General features: G+C 47.7%; 19 protein-coding genes. 14 read left to right on the forward strand and 5 right to left on the reverse strand.

The window, feature by feature from the left end:
* Window positions 1-8 precede the first annotated feature (8 nt).
* A complete protein-coding gene (locus tag IX95_RS05090; protein ID WP_038157363.1) occupies window positions 9-1010 on the reverse strand; it encodes a 4-hydroxyproline epimerase in 1002 nt (333 codons plus the stop codon).
* A gap of 111 nt (window positions 1011-1121) precedes the next feature.
* On the opposite strand from IX95_RS05090, the gene IX95_RS05095 reads away from it, so the two are divergent.
* The 7 genes from IX95_RS05095 (at window position 1122) to IX95_RS05125 (ending at window position 8991) form a co-directional block, all read left to right on the forward strand.
* Complete coding sequence (locus tag IX95_RS05095) at window positions 1122-2387, forward strand: NAD(P)/FAD-dependent oxidoreductase (RefSeq protein ID WP_038157367.1); 1266 nt, start codon at window positions 1122-1124, stop codon at window positions 2385-2387.
* 148 nt (window positions 2388-2535) lie between these two features.
* Complete coding sequence (locus tag IX95_RS05100; RefSeq protein WP_038157370.1) at window positions 2536-3615, forward strand: polyamine ABC transporter substrate-binding protein; 1080 nt, start codon at window positions 2536-2538, stop codon at window positions 3613-3615.
* A gap of 45 nt (window positions 3616-3660) precedes the next feature.
* Window positions 3661-4626: an ornithine cyclodeaminase family protein gene (locus IX95_RS05105; protein ID WP_038157372.1), complete on the forward strand. Its 966-nt coding sequence runs from the start codon at window positions 3661-3663 to the stop codon at window positions 4624-4626.
* A gap of 80 nt (window positions 4627-4706) precedes the next feature.
* Complete coding sequence (locus IX95_RS05110; RefSeq protein ID WP_019275367.1) at window positions 4707-5621, forward strand: dihydrodipicolinate synthase family protein; 915 nt, start codon at window positions 4707-4709, stop codon at window positions 5619-5621.
* Between the two features lie 120 nt (window positions 5622-5741).
* A complete protein-coding gene (locus IX95_RS05115; RefSeq protein WP_038157375.1) occupies window positions 5742-6863 on the forward strand; it encodes an ABC transporter ATP-binding protein in 1122 nt (373 codons plus the stop codon).
* The gene (locus tag IX95_RS05120; RefSeq protein ID WP_038157378.1) at window positions 6860-8140 is read left to right on the forward strand and encodes an ABC transporter permease; all 1281 of its coding nucleotides are present in this window, start codon (window positions 6860-6862) and stop codon (window positions 8138-8140) included. Before IX95_RS05115 ends, IX95_RS05120 begins: the two co-directional genes overlap by 4 nt.
* 2 nt (window positions 8141-8142) lie before the next feature.
* Entirely contained in the window at window positions 8143-8991 is an 849-nt protein-coding gene (locus IX95_RS05125; RefSeq protein WP_038157380.1) for an ABC transporter permease, read from the forward strand.
* 67 nt (window positions 8992-9058) lie between these two features.
* Here the strand turns inward: IX95_RS05125 and IX95_RS05130 are convergent, their stop codons facing one another.
* Window positions 9059-10069 (reverse strand): GlxA family transcriptional regulator, encoded by a 1011-nt coding sequence (locus IX95_RS05130; RefSeq protein ID WP_038157382.1) that lies wholly within the window; start codon window positions 10067-10069, stop codon window positions 9059-9061.
* Between the two features lie 143 nt (window positions 10070-10212).
* Between IX95_RS05130 and IX95_RS05135 the strand changes: the two genes are divergently transcribed.
* From IX95_RS05135 to IX95_RS05145, 3 genes are all read left to right on the forward strand, one after another.
* Window positions 10213-10821 (forward strand): LysE family translocator, encoded by a 609-nt coding sequence (locus tag IX95_RS05135; protein ID WP_038157385.1) that lies wholly within the window; start codon window positions 10213-10215, stop codon window positions 10819-10821.
* A gap of 100 nt (window positions 10822-10921) precedes the next feature.
* Window positions 10922-11836, forward strand: coding sequence for a CDF family Co(II)/Ni(II) efflux transporter DmeF (gene dmeF / locus IX95_RS05140; RefSeq protein WP_038157387.1), 915 nt, complete (start codon window positions 10922-10924; stop codon window positions 11834-11836).
* The gene (locus tag IX95_RS05145) at window positions 11824-12240 is read left to right on the forward strand and encodes a MarR family winged helix-turn-helix transcriptional regulator (RefSeq protein ID WP_006960274.1); all 417 of its coding nucleotides are present in this window, start codon (window positions 11824-11826) and stop codon (window positions 12238-12240) included. Before dmeF ends, IX95_RS05145 begins: the two co-directional genes overlap by 13 nt.
* Before the next feature lie 9 nt (window positions 12241-12249).
* Here the strand turns inward: IX95_RS05145 and IX95_RS05150 are convergent, their stop codons facing one another.
* On the reverse strand, window positions 12250-13005 hold the full coding sequence (locus IX95_RS05150) for a hypothetical protein (RefSeq protein WP_038157390.1): 756 nt from the start codon (window positions 13003-13005) through the stop codon (window positions 12250-12252).
* Window positions 13006-13182: 177 nt separating this feature from the next.
* Here IX95_RS05150 and IX95_RS05155 point away from each other — a divergent pair, with 177 nt between their 5' ends.
* The 3 genes from IX95_RS05155 (at window position 13183) to IX95_RS05165 (ending at window position 15439) form a co-directional block, all read left to right on the forward strand.
* Entirely contained in the window at window positions 13183-13455 is a 273-nt protein-coding gene (locus tag IX95_RS05155; protein ID WP_019275375.1) for a hypothetical protein, read from the forward strand.
* 15 nt (window positions 13456-13470) lie between these two features.
* Window positions 13471-14682, forward strand: coding sequence for a B12-binding domain-containing radical SAM protein (locus IX95_RS05160; RefSeq protein ID WP_038157392.1), 1212 nt, complete (start codon window positions 13471-13473; stop codon window positions 14680-14682).
* 166 nt (window positions 14683-14848) lie between these two features.
* Window positions 14849-15439, forward strand: a complete 591-nt coding sequence (locus tag IX95_RS05165; protein ID WP_038157394.1) for an EF-hand domain-containing protein — start codon at window positions 14849-14851, stop codon at window positions 15437-15439.
* A gap of 63 nt (window positions 15440-15502) precedes the next feature.
* Here the strand turns inward: IX95_RS05165 and IX95_RS05170 are convergent, their stop codons facing one another.
* A complete protein-coding gene (locus tag IX95_RS05170; RefSeq protein WP_038157396.1) occupies window positions 15503-16900 on the reverse strand; it encodes a DUF1501 domain-containing protein in 1398 nt (465 codons plus the stop codon).
* A 3-nt stretch (window positions 16901-16903) separates the two neighbouring features.
* Entirely contained in the window at window positions 16904-18676 is a 1773-nt protein-coding gene (locus IX95_RS05175) for a DUF1800 family protein (RefSeq protein WP_038157398.1), read from the reverse strand.
* A 370-nt stretch (window positions 18677-19046) separates the two neighbouring features.
* Here IX95_RS05175 and IX95_RS05180 point away from each other — a divergent pair, with 370 nt between their 5' ends.
* Window positions 19047-20144, forward strand: coding sequence for a YdcF family protein (locus IX95_RS05180; protein WP_038157401.1), 1098 nt, complete (start codon window positions 19047-19049; stop codon window positions 20142-20144).
* The last annotated feature ends 60 nt before the right edge of the window (window positions 20145-20204 follow it).

Consider the following 20204-nt stretch of genomic DNA (forward strand, 5'->3'; position numbering starts at 1 on the left):
ATCTTGGGCTATTTAAGTTCAAATCCAAATGCATATGGGTCGTTATCATCCACCCAGATGGTGTTGTGTCCGGTAACCTGCGCCCAGCCTTCAATACTGGGTAAGATGGCTGCTTTCCCATTGACTTCCGTAATGCCTTCGATGCGGCCAGTAAACAGGCTGCCAATGATGCTTTCATGAATAAAATCATCACCTTGCTTTAGTTTTCCTTTGGCGTGCCATTGTGCCATTCGGGCGCTGGTACCTGTGCCGCAAGGGGAACGATCGAGTGCTTTCTCACCATAGAAGACGGCGTTGCGAGCGGTAGCTTGGGGCTGAGTTGGTGAGCCAGTCCAGAGTACGTGTGAGACACCACATACTGTTGGATCGTCGGGGTGGATGCATTCAACGGCATCGGATACGGCTTTACGTACCCGAGGGCTAAACATCAGGATTTCGTCTGAGGTGTAATGCTCCAGCCCCAGATAGTTTTCCTGAGGATCAACGATAACGTAGTAATTACCGCCATAAGAGACGTCAACGGTGATCTCGCCAAGGCCTTCCACATCGACGGTGACATCTTGATGAGCAAGATAGGCAGGCACATTGAAGATCTTCACAGAAGTGATCTTTTCGCCATCGCGTTGGTAGTGCACTTCTATCTGACCTGCTGGAACGTCAAGGAGCAGTCGGCCTTCTTCTCGTGGAGTAATCAATTTTTGTTCTAATGCTGAGGTGACTGTACCGATCGTACCGTGCCCACACATGGGCAGGCAGCCACTGGTTTCGATAAACAAGATCGAAGCATCAGCGTTTTCGCTACAGGGTGGCAGGACAACAGAACCAGACATCATGGCGTGACCGCGTGGCTCAAACATTAAGGATTGGCGGATCCAATCATAATGCTTAAGGAAGAACTGCCTTTTCTCACTCATTGTTTCGCCCTGCAGTGGCGGTACGCCACCCGCAACCAGACGCACTGGGTTACCACAGGTGTGTGCATCAATGCAGAAGAAGGTTCCTTGTCTCATTTCTCGCTCCTTGGATACGAAATTGGTTGAACTGCTTTGGAGGGATGTTATCGTGATGTTAAGTATATTTTATACAATTTCTTTTTTGAAACGTGATAAGGAGCAAAATAAATGGTGAACAAAAATTCCTCACAAGCGCAAAAAATTGCGGTCATTGGTGGTGGTATTATTGGACTTTGTATTGCGCTCAAGCTGCAAATGAATGGTGAAAAAGTCACGATATTTGAGAAAGACAATGCGGGAGAAGGATGCTCCAAAGGCAACGCTGGCCACTTCGCAACGGAGCAAATTTTCCCATTAGCAACACCGGCACTTATCCCGCAACTTCCTAAGATGTTATTGAGCCCATCAAGTCCGGTTTCTATCCGTTTTCAAGACATCCACAAAACGCTGCCATGGATGATTCGCTTTCTGATGAAAGCGAGAAAATCAGCCACTGAACATGCGACTCAAGCATTGACTGAACTTAATCATTCGGCGATGAAAAGTTGGCAACGCTTGTTAGAAGAGATTGGGCTGAGTCATCTGATCGTGGATGAAGGCTCACTACTTGTTTTCGAAGACTCTCAGCTATTTTCGGCTTACCAATCCACTTTGAATACTATGGATGAGCAAGGAGTGAGTTATCAGGTTTGGGATAGAAATACGGTACGAGAAAAAGTGCCTAAACTTTCTCGTTCGGTGAATCACGGTGTGTTCTTTCCAAAAACCTCACATAGCTTGAGCCCTTATGATATGTGCGTTGAGCTTAAGTCTTACTTTCAAAGTTTATCGGGGGAGTGGAGAAAAGGAGAGGTCGAAAACATCCAAGAAAAGGACGAGAAAATGGTCGTCACTGTTCAGGAACATTCGCAGAGTTTTGATAAGGTCATTGTTGCCACAGGGGCAGAATCCGCTTCCCTGGTTAAGCAAATGACGGGAATAAAAGTGCCACTACAAGCGGAACGCGGCTACCATCTAATGATGCCAGATCTGGCGAAAACTCTGCCGTTTCCGGTGAGCTCAGCCGACAGAAAGTTCATCATGACGCCCATGCAGAATGGGTTGAGATTAGCGGGTACTGTCGAGTATGCCGACCTGAATTCACCAGCCAATATGCGCCGCGCAACCATGCTAAAAGATCTCGCGAAATCGGTGCTTAATCCAGAATGTAATCTGGAAAATACAGGAACATCCTGGATGGGAAATCGACCTTCATTACCGGATTCTTTACCTGTGATTGATAGCCTGAAAAACGGAAAAATGCTGTTTGCTTTTGGTCATCAACATCTGGGGCTGACTCAAGCAGCGGTGACTGCAGATTTAATTGTTCAACTTCATCGTGGCGAGCAACCACATATAAATTTAGCGCCATTCTGCCTAAATCGATTTGGCTAAAAAATTTTAAAATTTAATATTGTATAAAATATACTGTCGTATTATGTTAATAAAAAGTTAATGTGAATTTGGTGCCTAACAGCGGTATTCAGGCGTCTGAAAAACTCGGGTTAAACCCGATAAGACAACAACAAAGGAGCACAACATCATGTCAAGCAAGACATTTACACTACTGGCTTTATTGATAACCACAACGCTGTTAGGTACGGCTGGTTCTGCCGTGGCGGGGGATAAGTTGACGATCGTTTCATGGGGAGGCGCGTTTACAAAGAGTCAGGTAGAGGCCTATCACAAGCCATACATTGAGAAAACTGGGGTCGAACTGGTGTCCGAAGACTTCAGTGGCGGTTTGGCGGAAATCAAAGCCCAAGTAGAAGCGGATAACGTTCGTTGGGATCTGGTGTCTCTGGATAAACCAGATATCGTTCGCGGCTGTGCGGAAGGGTTGCTCGAACCCGTTGATCCAAGCATTTTGCCAGCGGGCGCAGATGGTACTCCAGCGCAAGCGGACTTTATTCCCGGTGCGATCCATGAGTGCGCAGTGAACACCATCGTCGTATCTACAGTACTTACCATCAACGAAGATGCTTTCAAAGGTAAGTCGGCACCTACCAAGCTGGTGGATCTTTTCGATTTGCAAAAATACCCGGGTCGACGTGCTTTACAAAAAATGCCACAGGGCAATTTAGAATGGGCACTGATTGCGGATGGTGTAAAGCCAGAAAATGTATACCAGATGCTGGAGACACGCGAAGGCCGACACCGCGCATTTGCCAAACTTGATAGCATCAAGCCTTACGTGGTTTGGTGGACGACAGGCGCACAACCGCCTCAGATGTTGGCTGATAAAGAAGTGATCATGGCGTCAGCGTTTAATGGTCGTATCCATAGTGCGACAGAAGAAGAAGGCCAGCCGTTCAAAATCATCTGGGATCATCAACTTGGTTATATGAATGGTTGGGCGATTCCAAAAGGCAGCCCGAATACCCAACAAGCCTTAGATTTCATTAAGTTTTCTTCCGGGACTAAACCATTGGCCGATCAAGCTAAGTACGTTGCTTATGGCCCAACCCGCAAGTCATCCTCTGCACAGATCAGCCCGGAGATATTAGCCAGCCTGCCAACCGCACCAAACAACTTTAAAACCGCATTTTTAATTGATGATGAGTGGTGGTCTGACTATGCCGATGAACTCAACGAAGAGTTTAATACTTGGCTACTTAACTAACGTGCAGGTCAGAGGCTATGGCCTCTGACCATTTCTGGAGGATCTATGATTAATATCGACGCGCAGCAAATCGTCAATTGTCTTTCGATGCGAGGACTTATCGAATCGATGCGCCAAACCTACACTGAGCAGGCAACCATTCCGCAGCGTCGAGTGATGCCGCTTGAAGACGGTAGTTATGACGCTTTTGCTCTGCTTCCTGCATGGAGCGAGTCGCTGATCACCGTTAAAGCGTTCACGTATTTCCCTAACAATGCCGAGCAAGGCAAAGACAGTCTGGCGTCGAAAATTCTCGCCTTTGATCGCGCTAACGGTGAGCCGCTTGCGCTACTCGATGGCAAAGTGTTGACCTTCTGGCGCACAGCGGCGGCGTCAGCGCTCGCAGCGGATTATCTGGCCAGACAGGATGCAAGCAGGCTGCTGATTTGCGGCACTGGAAATCTCGCCCCATACATGGCGTGGGCATACGCAGCGGTACGACCTTTGAGCAAGGTATTGGTTTGGGGGCGCGATGAAGCAAAAGCTCGTCAAACGATGGATGAGATCTTATCCGCTGGTGAATATCAGGCGCTGCCTGAATCAAAACGTTTTAGTGTTGAAGTGGTTGACTCCGTTGATCAAGCGCTGAGTGAAGTGGATATGGTGACGTGTGTAACAGGCGCGAGTCAGCCGCTGTTTAATGGAAGCAATGTTCGAGCTGGCACACACATCGATCTGATTGGCAACCACGACAAAGACAAACGAGAGTGTGATACGCAAGCGGTCACTCGCTCCACAGTATTTGTCGATAGCAGAATCAACGTACTGGCGGAAGCTGGCGACCTATTAATCCCTATTGAAGAAGGCGTCTTCAGTGAGCAACAGATAAGTGCGGAACTGCCTGAGCTGTGCAGCGGGCATCATGTTGGACGTGAAGACTCGCAGCAAATCACGCTCTATAAATCCGTGGGCAGTGCATTGGCGGATTTGGCGGCAGTGAAGTTTGTTTTAACGCAGAAACAAGTTTTTTAACTCTGAGTGGCATGACTACTCATCACGTGGTTTCGGCCGCTATTTTAAATTGCATACAATATACAAGTGGAAGGTTATTGATGAATGTAGATTGGAAAGGTGTATACCCGGCAGTAAGTACTCAGTTTCGCAAAGATCAGAGCATTGACTTAGATGCGACACAAACGGTGATCGACAATCAGATTAATGATGGTGTCAATGGCATTATCTGCCTTGGAACCGTGGGTGAGAACTGTGCGCTGTACCCGGATGAAAAACGTCAGGTGCTTGCAGCAGCACACGAAGTGGTTGCAGGTCGAGTGCCCCTGATTGCGGGCACTGCGGAGTCGATTACATCGGCATCAATTGATTACATGCAGGATGCACAAAAGATAGGAATCGACGGTTGTATGGTGATGCCTGCCATGGTGTACCGTACTTCAGACAGTGAAACTGTCGATTACTATTCCACTTTAGCGCAAGCGACTCCGGAAATGCCCATCATGATCTACAACAACCCGGTCTCTTACGGCGTAGATGTCAACCTAGATTTGATGGAGAAACTTGCTGAGTACGACAGCATTGTTGCAGTAAAAGAGTCAACGACAGACACGCGCCGCATTACTGAACTCTACAATCGATTTGATGACAGATTCACAGTGTTCAGTGGTGTCGATGACATTGCACTAGAGTCGTTGATGCTGGGGGCTACTGGTTGGATCTCTGGTCTGACAAACGCATTCCCAGAAGAGTCGGTAGCGATCTATAAGTTAGCCAGCCAAGGCCGTTACGCGGAAGCGCTGGAAATCTACCGTTGGTTCCTGCCGTTATTGCGTCTGGATACGATTCCGACTCTGGTTCAGTGCATTAAATTGGCTGAACAGGTTTGCGGCCGGGGATCTGAGCAGGTTCGAGCACCTCGACAGAATCTAAAAGGAGAAGAGCGCGCCAAAGTGATCGCTATGGTTGAGCACGCCATTGCTACGCGTCCGGACCTGACTAAATACCAACTCTAACTCTAAATTGGGCGGTATAAACCGCCCATTTAATCCAGTTACGTAAGCGGCTTATGAAGATGTTAAATCCTTTACTTAGCTGGATTGCTTTCGCATTTACAGCAACCAAAGGGATAAATCATGACTGCGCAAAAGGAATATGTCAGTTTTCAGCATGTCCAGAAAACCTATGATGGCGAGAATCTGGTGGTTAAGGACTTCAACCTGTCGATAAAGCCCGGTGAGTTTGTCACCATGCTTGGCCCATCAGGCTCAGGCAAAACAACTTGTTTGATGATGTTAGCTGGGTTTGAAACCGCGACACGCGGCGAAATCTACATTGATGGAACACCCGTGAACAACCTTGCGCCGCACAAGCGGGACATTGGCATGGTGTTTCAGAACTACGCTTTGTTTCCCCATATGACCATTGCCGAGAATCTCGCCTTTCCGCTCAAGGTTCGCCATATGAGTGAAGAAGAGATCGAGCAAAAAGTGGCTACCGCTTTACAAATGGTGGAACTGGAACACGTTGCGACTCGCTACCCCAAGCAACTGTCTGGTGGTCAGCAGCAGCGTGTGGCCTTAGCGCGAGCATTGGTGTTTGAACCTAAGCTGGTGCTGATGGATGAGCCTCTGGGGGCATTGGACAAACAGCTCAGAGAGCAAATGCAGCTAGAGATTAAACGCCTGCATGAGAAACTTGGCATTACTGTGCTGTATGTGACTCATGATCAGGATGAGGCGTTGACGATGTCGGACAGGATAGCCGTATTCAATCATGGGGCTGTCCAGCAGTTAGCATCACCATCTGAGCTTTATGAAGCTCCCAGCAATGCGTTTGTGGCGCAGTTTATTGGTGAGAATAATCAGATAACAGGGCAGGTGATATCGCTTCAAGGGGATATTTGCCAAGTGGAGGTCGGGGGCCACCAGATACACGCAAAAGCGGTGAAAGTATCGGCAGTGTATCAGGAAACAACCTTGTCTATTCGTCCTGAAAAGATCATGGTCGAACCCAATCAAACAGAATGCGACAACCATGTCTCAGGCCTGCTGCGCGAGCTAATTTATCATGGCGATCATTACCGACTAGTCATTGATGTGGATGAGATGGGTGAGCTGATTGTAAAGGTGCCTAACGATAGCCGTCATGCCCGCAGTTTTACCCCCGGACAAACTTGCCAGTTGGGTTGGCACAGTTACGATTGCCATGCGCTTGATGGTCAAGAGCCGCTGAGAGTGGAAGGAGAAGCCGCATGAGCCGCGAACTGACAGGTTTGGGCTCGGTACTCGCATTGCAGAGAAAGCTCTCGCGCTCAAACAATGATCTTAGATCTCAGCTAAAACGAGCTGAACGCCATAAACAGATCCGCTCCCTTTTACTCACTCTTCCTTTGGTCTGTTTTATCTGCGTGACGTTTGCTTTTCCTATCGTCGAAATGCTGTATCGCAGCGTCGATAATCACGCCATCCCGAAAGCCTTTCCTCAAACCGTGGAGGCGATGGAGAGTTGGGATTATCAGCAGTTGCCTCCTCTTGAAATTCAGCAAACCTTTATGAGCGAGCTGCTGGTGCGATATCAGGATAAATCGTTGCCCAAACTAGCGAATCGGATGAACATCGAAGTGTCTGGGATGCGTAGCCTGCTGATGAAATCCGGTCGTAAGCTGAGCAAGTTGGAAAGCCTTCCTCAATCAACTCAAGAAGTGGCTAAACTGGATAGACGCTGGGCAAAACCGCAATACTGGGCGGCGATAAAGAACCTTAGCCAGCCTTACACCCTAAGCTATTATCTGGCGGCGCTGGACCTGCGTTTTGATGAGCAAGGTCAGGTCGTTCAGCAACCAGAAACTCGACAGGTTTACGTCGATCTGTTTACCAAAACCTTCGGCATGTCACTGGCGATCACCATTATCTGTTTGGTTATGGCGTATCCGGTGGCTTACATGCTGGCGAATCTCCCTGACAAGCAGGCCAATTTGCTGTTGATTGTGGTGCTATTGCCTTTCTGGACCTCACTATTGGTGAGGACGACGTCGTGGATTGTGTTACTGCAAAATCAAGGTGTGATTAACGATCTCTTGTTGTGGTCGGGCATTGCAACGGAACGTCTTGCCATGATCCACAATACCTTCGGCACTATTGTGGCAATGGTGCACATTCTGCTGCCGTTTATGATTTTGCCACTGTATAGCGTGATGAAAGGCATCAGCCCGAGCTACTTTCGCGCCGCGCGATCTCTGGGAGCGACGCCCGCTAAAGCCTTTGCCAAAGTGTATATGCCACTGACGATGCCCGGCGTTGGGGCTGGCGCGTTACTGACATTTATTCTGTCGATTGGCTTCTACATTACTCCTGCTCTGGTCGGTGGGCGCAGTGGGCAGATGATTTCCAATATGATTGCGTACCACATGCAAACCTCGTTGAACTGGGGCATGGCGGCGGCGTTGGGAGGCTTGCTGCTTGCCGTGGTTCTAGCACTGTTCTATCTGTTTAACCGCGTGGTTGGCATCAATAACATTAAGGTTGGAGGTTGATCATGGCGTTACCTGTATATTGCAGCAAAACCGAGCGCATCGGCTATTGGGGTTACTTGCTGTTTTGCACACTCGTCTTCTTGTTCCTGATTGCGCCTATTTTGATCATTGTGCCGTTATCGTTTAACGCGACGCCTTACTTCACTTTTACGGAAGGCATGCTCAATCTCGATCCAGACGCGTACTCAGTTCGTTGGTATGCGGATATGTTTACCAACAGTCAGTGGCTGTCGGCGCTGAAGAACAGTACCTTGATAGCCGTTTGCGCCACTTTGGTCGCGACCGCGCTCGGTACTTTGGCTGCGATGGGATTGGCAGCTAACAATGTTCCGTTTCGCAATACCATCATGGCATTTTTGATTTCGCCGATGATTGTTCCGGTGATCATTTCCGCTGCCGCGATGTACTTCTTTTACACTCGGCTCGACTTATCTCAAACCTTCATCGGAATCGTTCTTGCTCACGCGGCACTTGGGACGCCTTTTGTGGTGATTTCCGTGACCGCCACACTCAGTGGGTTTGATCACTCACTGGTGAGAGCTGCTTACAGTTTGGGCGCGAGTCCGGTTTATACCTTTCGCCATGTCACGTTCCCTCTGATTCGCCCGGGAATGATTTCCGGCGGCCTGTTTGCGTTTGCAACCTCGTTTGATGAAGTGGTGGTGGCGCTGTTTATCACTGGTGTTGAACAAAGAACCGTTCCTCGTCAGATGTGGTCAGGTATCCGAGAACAAATTAGCCCAACCATTCTGGCCGTTGCCAGCTTGCTTATTTTGATGTCCGTTATGCTGTTGCTGACATTGGAAATGTTACGCAGGCGCAATGCCCGAATTCGCGGAATTACCGAATAATACGATTCCATACTTTGCAGGATTCTTATGAGGTGAGTGACGAGTTTTAACGGTGAACTTTGCGCCTCTAACTTTCCCTGTACGCCCTGATTTGTCCCAGGGCGTTATTTTTTCTACCTGAGCGGATGTGACTCGGTGAGTCGCCGAAGCGTTTTGTTATCAGTTTGCTCAGATAACTGGTATCGCAGATCGCGACTTCATCGGCGATTGTGATCAGTGGTGTGCTGGAGTTGAGCAGTCGCCAGTAGACATACTGAAGCTTCATTTCAAGCCAGTACTGATGCGCAGTCTGCTGAGTTTGCACTTCGAACAAGCGGTCTAACTGGCGTCGACTCAGGCCTACTGAATCGGCTATCTGTTCAATGGTCTGCTTCCTATCCAGTTGCTGTCGCATGGTTCGGATAGCTCGGTTAAGAATGGGGTGATGATATTGCTCATCTTTGTCTGAACGAAGCTGGTGGAATGGTTCTCGGCTCTCATCAATCAGCATGTCTGCTAGGCCTTTCAGCGCACGAGATTTGTCAAAGTGACGCGAGAGGATCTCCGCCGCCAGATCGACACTGGTACTGCCACCGCTACAGGTAATTCGCTTGCGATCAAAACTGAATAATCGGTCTGAGTGCACCTGTATCTTAGGGTACAGGTCACGAAACTCTTGTTCGTGGCGCCAGTGGATCGTTGCTTCGTACCCTTCAAGTAAGCCAAGCTTGGCAAGGGTAAAGGTTGCGTTATCAATCGCAACTAGCGGCATGTTGTGAGCGGCGGCTTTTCGCAACCAACTCGCATACAGGGAGGCACACTGATGAGCTTGTCTGGCGGTGCGTGAGCCAAACAAAACCAAATAGTCAAAGTGTTGAAGCTCTATGTCATCGATCAGGTGATCGACTTCGATATGAATGCCACAGCTAGCAAGCTGGCGATGCTCATGACCTACCACTGTCCACGAACACAGTTTCTGTTCACTCAGATCGGCTTCATCTGCGGTAAAGCGCAGTTTGTCGATAAACCCGCCTAATGCCAGCAAGGAAAAGCTTTCGCAGGGCAAGATTAAAAATCGAACTTTCGGAGTGGTGATCATGTGTGTATTCCGCTAAGCAATCTTCCTACCACTATAAACGATCAAGTAATATTTTCACTTATCACGTCCAAATTTTACCAAGTCACAATACAAGATTGACGCTATCGTCAGGCTATCAAGTTAACAATGAATGGGAGAACGTAATGCAATTTGAGATGTGGCTTGTCTATCTGGTAGCAGTGATTGGGGTGAGCTTAGCCCCCGGCCCAAATGGCATTCTCGCCCTGACTCACGGGGTAAATTACGGTCGCCGTGCCGCGAAATATACGGTGCTTGGCGGCATTACCGGATTTGTCGGGCTGATATTGATTGCCAGCATTGGTGTCGGCGCCTTAGCCATACTTTCTCCCGCTGTCATTAATGGTTTGAAGGTCGCAGGTGCGTTGTACTTGATCTGGTTGGGCATTGGGTTGGTGAGAACGCGCACGCTGACTAAAAATGAAGATGAAGAGAATGACGCTCAAGCGACTAAAGGTCTGTTTCGACGTGGTTTTTTCACAGCAGTGGCCAATCCCAAAGTATTGTTGTTCTACGTTGCGTTTTTGCCCCAGTTCATTGACCCAGCACAGCCATTGGCGCAACAAATCCTCGTCTTAGTCGTCACTTTTGTCGTAGTGGAATTTGCGGTTGAGTATGGTTATGTACTGCTCGCGCACTATATGCAGAGCTTTCTTCATAACCACGGTGGCACGTTCAATCGTATCAGTGGCGGCGTTTTTGTTTTATTTGGCTGCACGTTACCGTTCATATGATTGAGAGAGTGGTCTGGCGCACATTTTAAGGTTGACTTTATTTGATAGTCAAATTAAATTGACTTTCAAATAATTTGATAATCAAACTAAAGGTCCCATTTTGAAATTTGCCACTGAACATCATCACGACTTTTCTTCACACAACCAGCAAGGGGAGAAGAGGACGTTTTACGTGCTATTGCTGACATTGGCGACTATGGTGGCTGAGATTGTGGCAGGTACGGTTTATGGCTCGTTGGCACTGCTGGCTGATGGCTGGCATATGGGGACTCACGCCGCGGCATTTTGTATCACTTTGTTTGCCTATCGTTATGCGAAGAAAAATGCCGGCAACGCTCGATTCTCGTTCGGTACAGGCAAAGTCAGTGTTCTTGGTGGGTACACCAGCGCCATTGCCCTTGGTATTGTCGCTTTGCTCATGGTTGTGGAGTCTGTACACCGACTGTTTAACCCGGAAGCGATTCAGTTCAATGAAGCCATTATGGTCGCGGTGATCGGTTTGCTGGTGAACGTCGCCAGTATGCTGCTACTTCATGGGCATCATCATGATCACGGCCATCACCACCATGGCGAGCATGAACATCACCATGATCACAATTTAAGAGCCGCTTACATGCATGTGTTGGCGGATGCCCTCACTTCCGTACTGGCCATTGTTGCTCTGTTTATGGGGAAATTTTACGGTTGGAACTGGCTCGATGCGATCATGGGTATTGTTGGTGCCATCGTCATTGGTAAATGGACTCTTGGGTTGATTCACCAGACCAGCCCCGTGTTACTCGATGAAAGTGTTGAGCCAGATTACCGAGAAAAAATTGAATCTGAGCTGGCGGGCTTCGCTCTGGTAAAAGATTTCCATATGTGGAAAATCAGCGGTGACCACTATTCTGCAGCTATCGCGATTGAGTCATTCACAGACAAATCCTTATCAGACTATAAACAAATGCTGGCGAAGTTTGATAAGATTCATCACCTGACCCTTGAAGTTCATACAGCGAAACTATGCGCAACCTAGAGTTACTTAACCAAACACTGACCGAGTTCTACGACAAAATGTCCTCATGGGAGCAGTCTGTCGTCAAAGAAACGGGTTACTCACTGGCACAAATTCATACTATTGAAGTGCTGGGGAGTTTTGGTGCACTGCGGATGAAAGAGTTGGCGCAAAAGCTGGGGATTACCACAGGCACTTTGACGGTACAGATTGAAAAACTGGTAAAAGCTAACCTGATTGAGCGTTGTGATCACCCCGAAGATCGCCGCGCGATTGTCGTCAAATTGACGGAGGCTGGCGATGAAATTTATCAACATCACAACCAGCTCCACCTAGCGTTAGTCAAGGATCTGACCAGACATATCAGCGATGAGCAGTCTGAGGTGCTTTTAGAATGTCTGAGCAAAATGAATCAGGAATTCTAGTTCCTGTTTCTATTTCTCTATCAGTTTCTTCACACTGGCACGATAGGCTTCACTGGCTCCTGCCTCTATCGGGCTGCCGTGAGAAGGAATAAGGGCTTCAAACGACCAGTCAAAAAAGTCATTCAGCTCACTCAAATTGGGTTTTACGGCCTGCATCCATCCTGGCCCAATCCCTGCGTGGGCAAAGAACCCCATTTTCTTCATCATAAACTTGGCGGTAAGGTTGAAGAACGCATCCGGCTCCGTCCAGTTTTGCAGACTGTCTCCGGCAATGGCGATACCTTGATCCCTTTCGAGCCAAAACAGCCCTTCGTTGAGCTTCCCTGAACCAATTTCAAAATAGCGCAGCCCTTTTAGCGGAGGCAGATGACCCGCAGAGAGAATTTCGTCAGGAGTGAAGTAACGACTGTCAGCTTGATTCGGATTAACGCCATGAAAGTAGGGCGCATCCACCGACCACATAGTGGCACCGTAACGCTGCTGATAAAAAGGGTCATCCATTCCGTGAAATGCTGCGAGTCTGACAACGTGCTTAACCTCGCCTAAGGTTTCCAGCTCTTTCAGTGTCTGTTCATCCAATCGGACGGAATTCACCAGTGTCAGCTCATCATTGTCACGAATGATGGTCATATTTCGGCTGAACTGCATGGTAAGCGGGCCGAACCTAGGGTGAGGCGCTTTGAGCTTTACGCACCCTTGTACCCAATAGAGGTCATCTCGAAACTTGGTGAGTGAGCCATGTTTTAGCGCTGGAGGAAGTGTCATCTCAAATCCCTGTATTTAAAGCTAGATTATCAGACTATATCGCTCGGCTGACCTATGCGAGAGCAGTCAAATGATTCGTGAAGCGGTTCTCATCTGGTAACCAAAAGTTAACCCTTAGCTTAGTATGCTACTCGTACTGAAGCAGAACACCGCTGAATTTGTTACTTGTGAGGCCTTATGCAGCGTTTTATTCCCGAGCGATGGAAAACCATTCTGGCTTTACTGATGGCGGTGATCGCCCTAAAGCAGAACTTGTTTTTCGTCTGGGGAATGTTCTGTGTGTTTTGGAGCTGGGAGAATTTCCGCTCAAAAGAAGCTTACTTTGTCGAACGGATCGAGCTGAAGAAAAATCCAATTCTGTTCTGGATTATCGTATTGAGCTGGCTGGCAATGGGCGCGTTGTATTTCTTCATGGATAAGAACATTTTTGATTTCTTTTACCGTCTGTAAGTTGAGGGGGGAACGATGAATATCTATCTGGTTAAAGCATCTGCTGGTAGCGATTACTCCAAATACAAAGCCGAAACGGGTGGGCCGCCGCAGAACATCTTTGCTGCCGCCGCGGCCACACCGAAATGGTATGGGATTGGTATGGTGGACGAAACCATTGGAATGAAAGCAGATTCTTCTCCCGATGCGGATTTGGTAGTGATTTTTATGTCGACCCCAGACGCATATCGAGCTTATGAGCTGGCTTCGCATTATCGTCAGCAAGGTAAGTGGGTGGTTTTGGGTGGCTTGCATACCAAGTTCAATCCTGAAGAAGCAGCTGAATACGCGGACAGCCTAATTTTTGGTGAAGTGGAGAACTACTGGGTTCAGCTGCTCAATGATGCAGAGCTCGGGCAACTTAAGGCTCAGTATCAAAGCAACGAACCTGTTGATTTGAGCTGTTTGAACCCATATCCGACCGACATAATTCCACCATCGGTTTACGATTATACGTGGTCGGTGGTTGTTACCCGGGGTTGCCCTTTTAAGTGCAATTTCTGTTTGGTTCCTCGATTCTTTAACAAGTTTGAACAAAGGCCCATCGCCCACATTGTGGAAGAAGTGAAGCAGCTAAAAACGCTGGGTGTTGAGTGGGTGGAACTGCATTCAGACAATCTGACTCATGATAGACAGTACGCCATGGATCTGTTTGCTGCGTTAGAGCCACTCAAAATGAATTTTTACGGTGAGACAACAGTGCTGATTGCACGTGATGAAGCGCTCTTAGCGGCTGCGAGCCGAGCCGGTTTTAAAGCGGTATTACTTGGGATTGAAACCCCGTCTGAAGCCGCGCTGAAAGCGCAAAAGAAAGGCTTTGTGAAACCAGACAAAATGAAGGAGTACATCGCCAAAATCCGTCGTCATGGCATTGAAGTGTGGGGCGATTTTCTGTTTGGTTTTGATGAGCATGATTCGACGATTTTTAAGCAGACTCAAGCGTTTGTGAAGGACATTAAAGTCGATAAAGTGATTCCACATTACATGATTCCTTTTCCGGGGACCGAGACCTTCAAAAAGCTGGACGAAGAAGGACGTATTTTGACCAAAGACTGGTCCAAATATGACGGAAGCCATACCGTCTATCGACCTAAGAACATGACCGAAAGCGAATTGGAAGAAGGTATCTACTGGATCTGGAATAAGAATACGAGCTTCATCGACAAAATGAAGTACTGGCTGAATTAATTTCTCTTTGTTTAACTGCCAAACTTAGGTGCCCGTCTGTCACTCAGACGGTTTTTTTTGGTTTCTTCTTTCTATTCTCGCCTTAATCATCTTCTCGACGTGTTAACCATTCGTTTACGTTCCGCTTTCTATACTGGCTCGGTATTCACGATTGAAAGGAACTGATATGCACTTACTTAAAGCCGTTTACTTACCTTTAACCCTGCTGAGTTTTAACCTTATCGCTGCGCCTGCCGTTGATGAAATGTTCGATTACTTTGATACCGATAAAAACGGATCTCTGAACATTCAAGAATTTAAAAATGGGGGCATGGATGCGGAAGGAGAACATTGGAATCAAGGGCTCTCCAAAGTGTGTTCAGAGAAAACGTTACAGGTCGCCGAGCCTGAGTTGGTCAAAACATTTAAACAACTGGATAAAGATGGCAACAGTCAGGTTTCTAAATCAGAATTCACCAAGCAAGGTACAGTGATTTACAACGCCTATTGGCAAGCGTCGTTTGATAAAGCGGACACCAATAGCGACAAATTTCTGGTCAAGGACGAATATCTGAAACAAGCCAATGCGTATGTTGAGAAGTTGAAGACGCAATACGCTGATGCCAACATTCCGGTTGAGTGTAAAGCGGACATGGAATATTGGCAGGAGTACTACCAAAACCTCAATCAATACGCTGCGTATGCCTTTGATTATCTGGATAATAATGCGGACAAAAAGTTGAGCTACCACGAGTACATTGGTGAGCATCTCAGATAACGCTGTGATGCATGGCAAAAACAAAAAACCACCATACTTGGTGGTTTTTTCGTATCTAGATTGCTATTTCAGTAATCCGGACAGTTTATCTTTCTCACCTTTAATCCGGAAGTTTTTGAGGTTAGGCAGTAGGCGATGAAGCTGTTCTTCGCTGGCGCCAAACCAACGGGCGAGCTCTGCGTAGAGCTCATCAATGGCCGTGGTGGGTATCAGCACGCCATCCCCGACATCCAGCGGGTTTTTGCTTCCCAATGTTAGAGAAGGGTAGTCGCCGTATACTTTACCGCCATTAACCGCGTCGCCCATCACTATCGTATTGCCACCCCAACCGTGGTCGGTGCCGTTACCGTTGGAGGTCAGTGTGCGGCCAAAGTCGGAGCCGGTAAACGTCACGACTTGTTCGGCAATTCCCAATTCATCAAGGCTGCGTTGAAACTCTCCGAGAGCCTTACTTAGAATGGCGAGCATGCTGGCGTGGTTGTTCAGCAGCTCATCATGGTGGTCCCAGCCAATGTAGCGCAAGAAAAAGGTTTGCTGCTGATGACCGAGGTTGTCTGCCGCCTTAATTGACTGAGCCACTTTGCGTAGCTCTTTAGACAACGGCGAATCAGAGAAGGTCGTTTTAACCCTGATCCCCTCAACTGCTTTACGGTAGATCTCGTGCTGAGCTTGGGATTCGCGAGTGATGGCCAAATAACTTTGTTTAAAAGGATCGTTGGGGTAGCTCTGATTGAGGCTGCTCTCAAAGTTATCCAGCAGCAACTTGTTGAGCTCGGTTGGGCTCTCATTAATGATTAACCCAACGCTGCCAGATTCCGTGATCGAATAAGGTGCGGACTGCAGGCCGTTTTGCATGATGTTGCTGCCTGCGAGTGAGATGTTCATCGGAATAGCTTCAATCGGTTTATTGGATTGAAGGGCATCTGCGAAATAGCCAAACCAGCCACGGTTGATACGCTCCCCTGGTCTAGCTGTCTGCCAGTGTTTGAACTGATCAGAATGGGACATCAAACCAAGTGGCAGAGGCACATTCCCGCTGTAAAACTGAGATTTTTCAATCGGCTTGATCATAGGGCCAGTGTTAGCTACAAAAGCGAGCTTGTTGGTATCAAACAGTCGCTGCACTTCTGGCATGCTGGGGTGAAGACCAAAACGCCTCCCTTGAGCATCCTTATAGCCACTCAGGGCAAGAAGTTCGTTCTTGTTTAGCGCCAGATTGCTGCGCGATGTCTGATAGTCACGATAGTGACGTTCAGAGGTGGGAACCAGCATGTTGTAAGAATCATTGCCACCATCAAGCATGATGAACACCAGTGCTTTTTTAGCTGGTTTGATGTTACCAAGTGTGTTTTTGACTGGTTTAGGCGCGGCATAAACCGGAGCGGTGCCAGCAAGCATCAGCCCTGCGCAGGCAGAAGCGGCGGTGGATGATTTAATAAATTGTCGTCTTGAAATACCCATGGTTTACGCCTCCTGCACCGTGAATTCAGATGAAATTGCAATGAAGAATACGATGGTTTGAACCACCCATTCTGGCTGATCTTTGTATACAGCAAACGAAGACAGAATCTGCGGCTTGATACTTAATTGGGTTTTCCCCGTCAGCAGTAAGCTGATTTCATCAATGAGAGCACCATGGTTTGAAGGATCTTGTGCTTTACCAATGTACTTAGCAAAGTTGAGTTTGAGGCGATTCGCTTTGTTCGCCTGAAGAGTTTCGATGTCCAGTTCAGCGACGTTATGAATACCCGGCTGGCGACTTATCTCGGTACTGACCGCAGGCAAATAGCCACCAAATAGCCAGTAGTACATGTAGTTGACGTAAGCGATGGATGTTGCCGAGTTATGCAGCTCAAACTCCGGCGCGACCAGTCCACTGTCTTCAATGGGGCCATGTGGTGTGTAACTCGATTTGTAGAAGTTGAACACGGTAGGAGAGGAAAGCGGGTGTTGCTCTAATTGATCTTCAATGTCATCACCAATCACCCACAATTTTTTTGACTGGTTAGAGGCATTAAATGCCCGTAAGAGCTGAGTGACTCGAAGAACGGGAGATTTCAGTTTTTGCGATTGAACCAGAGTGCCATGTTCAACGGCTGCGCTGAGAAATCTCACTTTACCCACGGGGTGCTTGAGTGGGTATGTCAGGATCTCGTGAATGGCATTCTTGAGGTTACCCTGTGGACCAAACGCAACCGCTACGGCTTCGACGTACTCTGCACTGGGATTGGAAGTCACCAACTGGTTAATGAGCTTAGTCGCAATAAACGGTGCCGTACTCGGGTAAGAGACCAGCTTGTTTGCTACAGTGCGAATTTCTTGTTGAGCAGAAATATTCCTGCGCAGCGAGATGTGACCGTTGAGCAATGATTTTTCCTGTCTGTCATGATAGCTCTCTTCAACTTCCATCGGCTGAGTCATATTCACAAATGGGATGGTTTTGTAGCGCTTGTCGATACCATCTTCAAAGCTGACTTGGTAACCGTTGTAATCTTTACTCCAAAAACTGTTTTCCCACTCAAACTGATAACTCGCTGCTTTGAGGCCAGTGAAGACTCGGGCGAGTTCTTTGATATCTCGATTGTCGTAGGTAGCGATTGGATGACCATGTTGGTTAGTTTTACGAGTGCCATCAGGATTGAGCTGATAGAGGCCAATTGAAAACAGCTGCATGATCTCACGTGCGTAGTTTTCATCGGGATGGATACGCTGTGAAGGATCGGCTTTACGATTGTTCATGTGACTAAGGTAGACCCCCATACATGGGTGCATGGAGACGTCATAGAGTAAGTCAGCGTAGCTGCCAAAAGCGTGTTTGTAGAGCAGGTCGTAATAGCTCGCCATACCAATCGCATCCAACTCAAGTACAGAATTGTCGGAAATAACCAGAATTTCACTCAGTGCCTGTGCGACCCGATGACGAAGCAGATTTTCGTTGTTTTCCAGTGCTTTTTGCCACCAAGCCATATGGAAATACCACTTGTACGGCAAAGCTGGGTTGTTGCCATCACCATCTATCGCTCTTTGCCCATGGGCATTAACGAGCTTGCTTCTGAAATAGTGCCAGATCTCACGAGTCGTTGACTCATATGAGTGACCTAGAGAGGGCGTTGATTTGAACTCGTTCGCCAACCATTTTTCGCCCCCTTGTTGATAGACAGAGTCGATAAGCTTTTGATCCGCGCCAAGTGTGGCTTGCATTAAGAATCGACTGACCTGCTGTTGGGTGTGTTTCATCAGATTGTCCTTGTGTTGATAACGCCGGAGCCAACAAGGTCACGTTGGATAACGTAGCACTGCGAAACCTGACTCCAATTCGTCCTTCTTTTTCAGTGTAAGATCGAATGATACAAAGAGACGGGTTAACTTTTGGTTATCTCAATAACAACAGATTGGTTGCCTATAACAAGTTATTTGATGAGGTGAAATTATTATCTGTGTGGATTTATTTATGCTGTTGATTTGTGATCTTAATTCGCTTTTTCAAAGCCTTATCAATGCCATAAGCATGAAATGCGTATTGGTTCACGGTTTTGCTGGTGAGTAAATTTACACTGCGAAAAAATTAATCGACACAGTTCGAACATAACAACATCAGGACCTCTACATGAAAAAGAACATCATTGCCCTTGCTCTTGGTGGCGCGCTGGCGCTCACTGCTGCTCCTTACTCTTTGGCTGCGAACGACGCGACGGTTCAAGCGTCAACGGACTACGCGCAGCTTGTAACGAAACGCCAAGTGGTGGATCAATTGTTAGCAGATGCAGTCACTGCATTTAAGTCACCAGCGCGTATCTCACACGCTGGTTTTACGGCAAAAATGCCAAGCAATATGGAAATCGTTACGAATCGACTTCTGGAAGCGTATGAGCTTGAGCCTTACCGTACCGATTTGCTCATTTCGGCCGCGAATGCGCAGATCTACAACAAGAATGTTGACCGAGCGATTGAACTGTTTGAACAAGCTTTGGCAGTGGCTCCTGATGATGTTGATTTGCATGCCTACTTAGCCGTTTGGCAACGCTTTAAAGGCAATGATGCTGAATCAAGCAAGCATATGGAAAAGCTGAATACATTAAATGTAGGCAAAGCGGCTGACATTACTCGTCTCTTTGAAACCGTAGATCGCGTGTTGGCGACACCGCTGAAAGACTCAGCGGACAAAGGTAAGCTGGATGACAAAGGGGCAATTGTGACTTTGGGCTACGCACTAAATCCAGATGGCTCGATGCATGAAATTTTGATTCAACGCCTAGAAACAACGTTAGCTATGGCGAAAGCCAACCCTGATGCATTAATTGTGTTAACGGGCGGGGTGCCAAAAAACCATAAAACGGAAGGCAAACTCATGGCAGACTGGTTGATTTCTAAAGGTGTAAGTAAAGATCGCATCATTGAAGAAAACTATGCGACCAGCACAGTCGGTAATGCGTTGTTTAGCAGTTACGCTTTGGCTCGTCACGGCATCAAACACGCCACTATTATCAGCTCTGCGAGCCACGTACGACGCGGGCAGACTCTGTTTGAAGTGGCAAGCTGGCAAACAGGCCCGCAAGGTATCACGTTCGACACGGTAGGCTACCCAGACAAACCACTAAAAGAGCTAGCAAAGGCTAGCGATAGCGAGCTGCTGGGTATTTACCGAGATGCTCTGCGAACTTACGGTATGTGGAGTTACCGTTCTTACCCACTTGAATCACGCTAAGTCACCTTATATAAAACACCAAGGCTACATCAGTAGCCTTGGATAGCTATGAGCCATTCA

It is taken from the genome of Vibrio sp. B183 (assembly GCF_000740665.1).
GTDB lineage: Bacteria > Pseudomonadota > Gammaproteobacteria > Enterobacterales > Vibrionaceae > Vibrio > Vibrio coralliilyticus.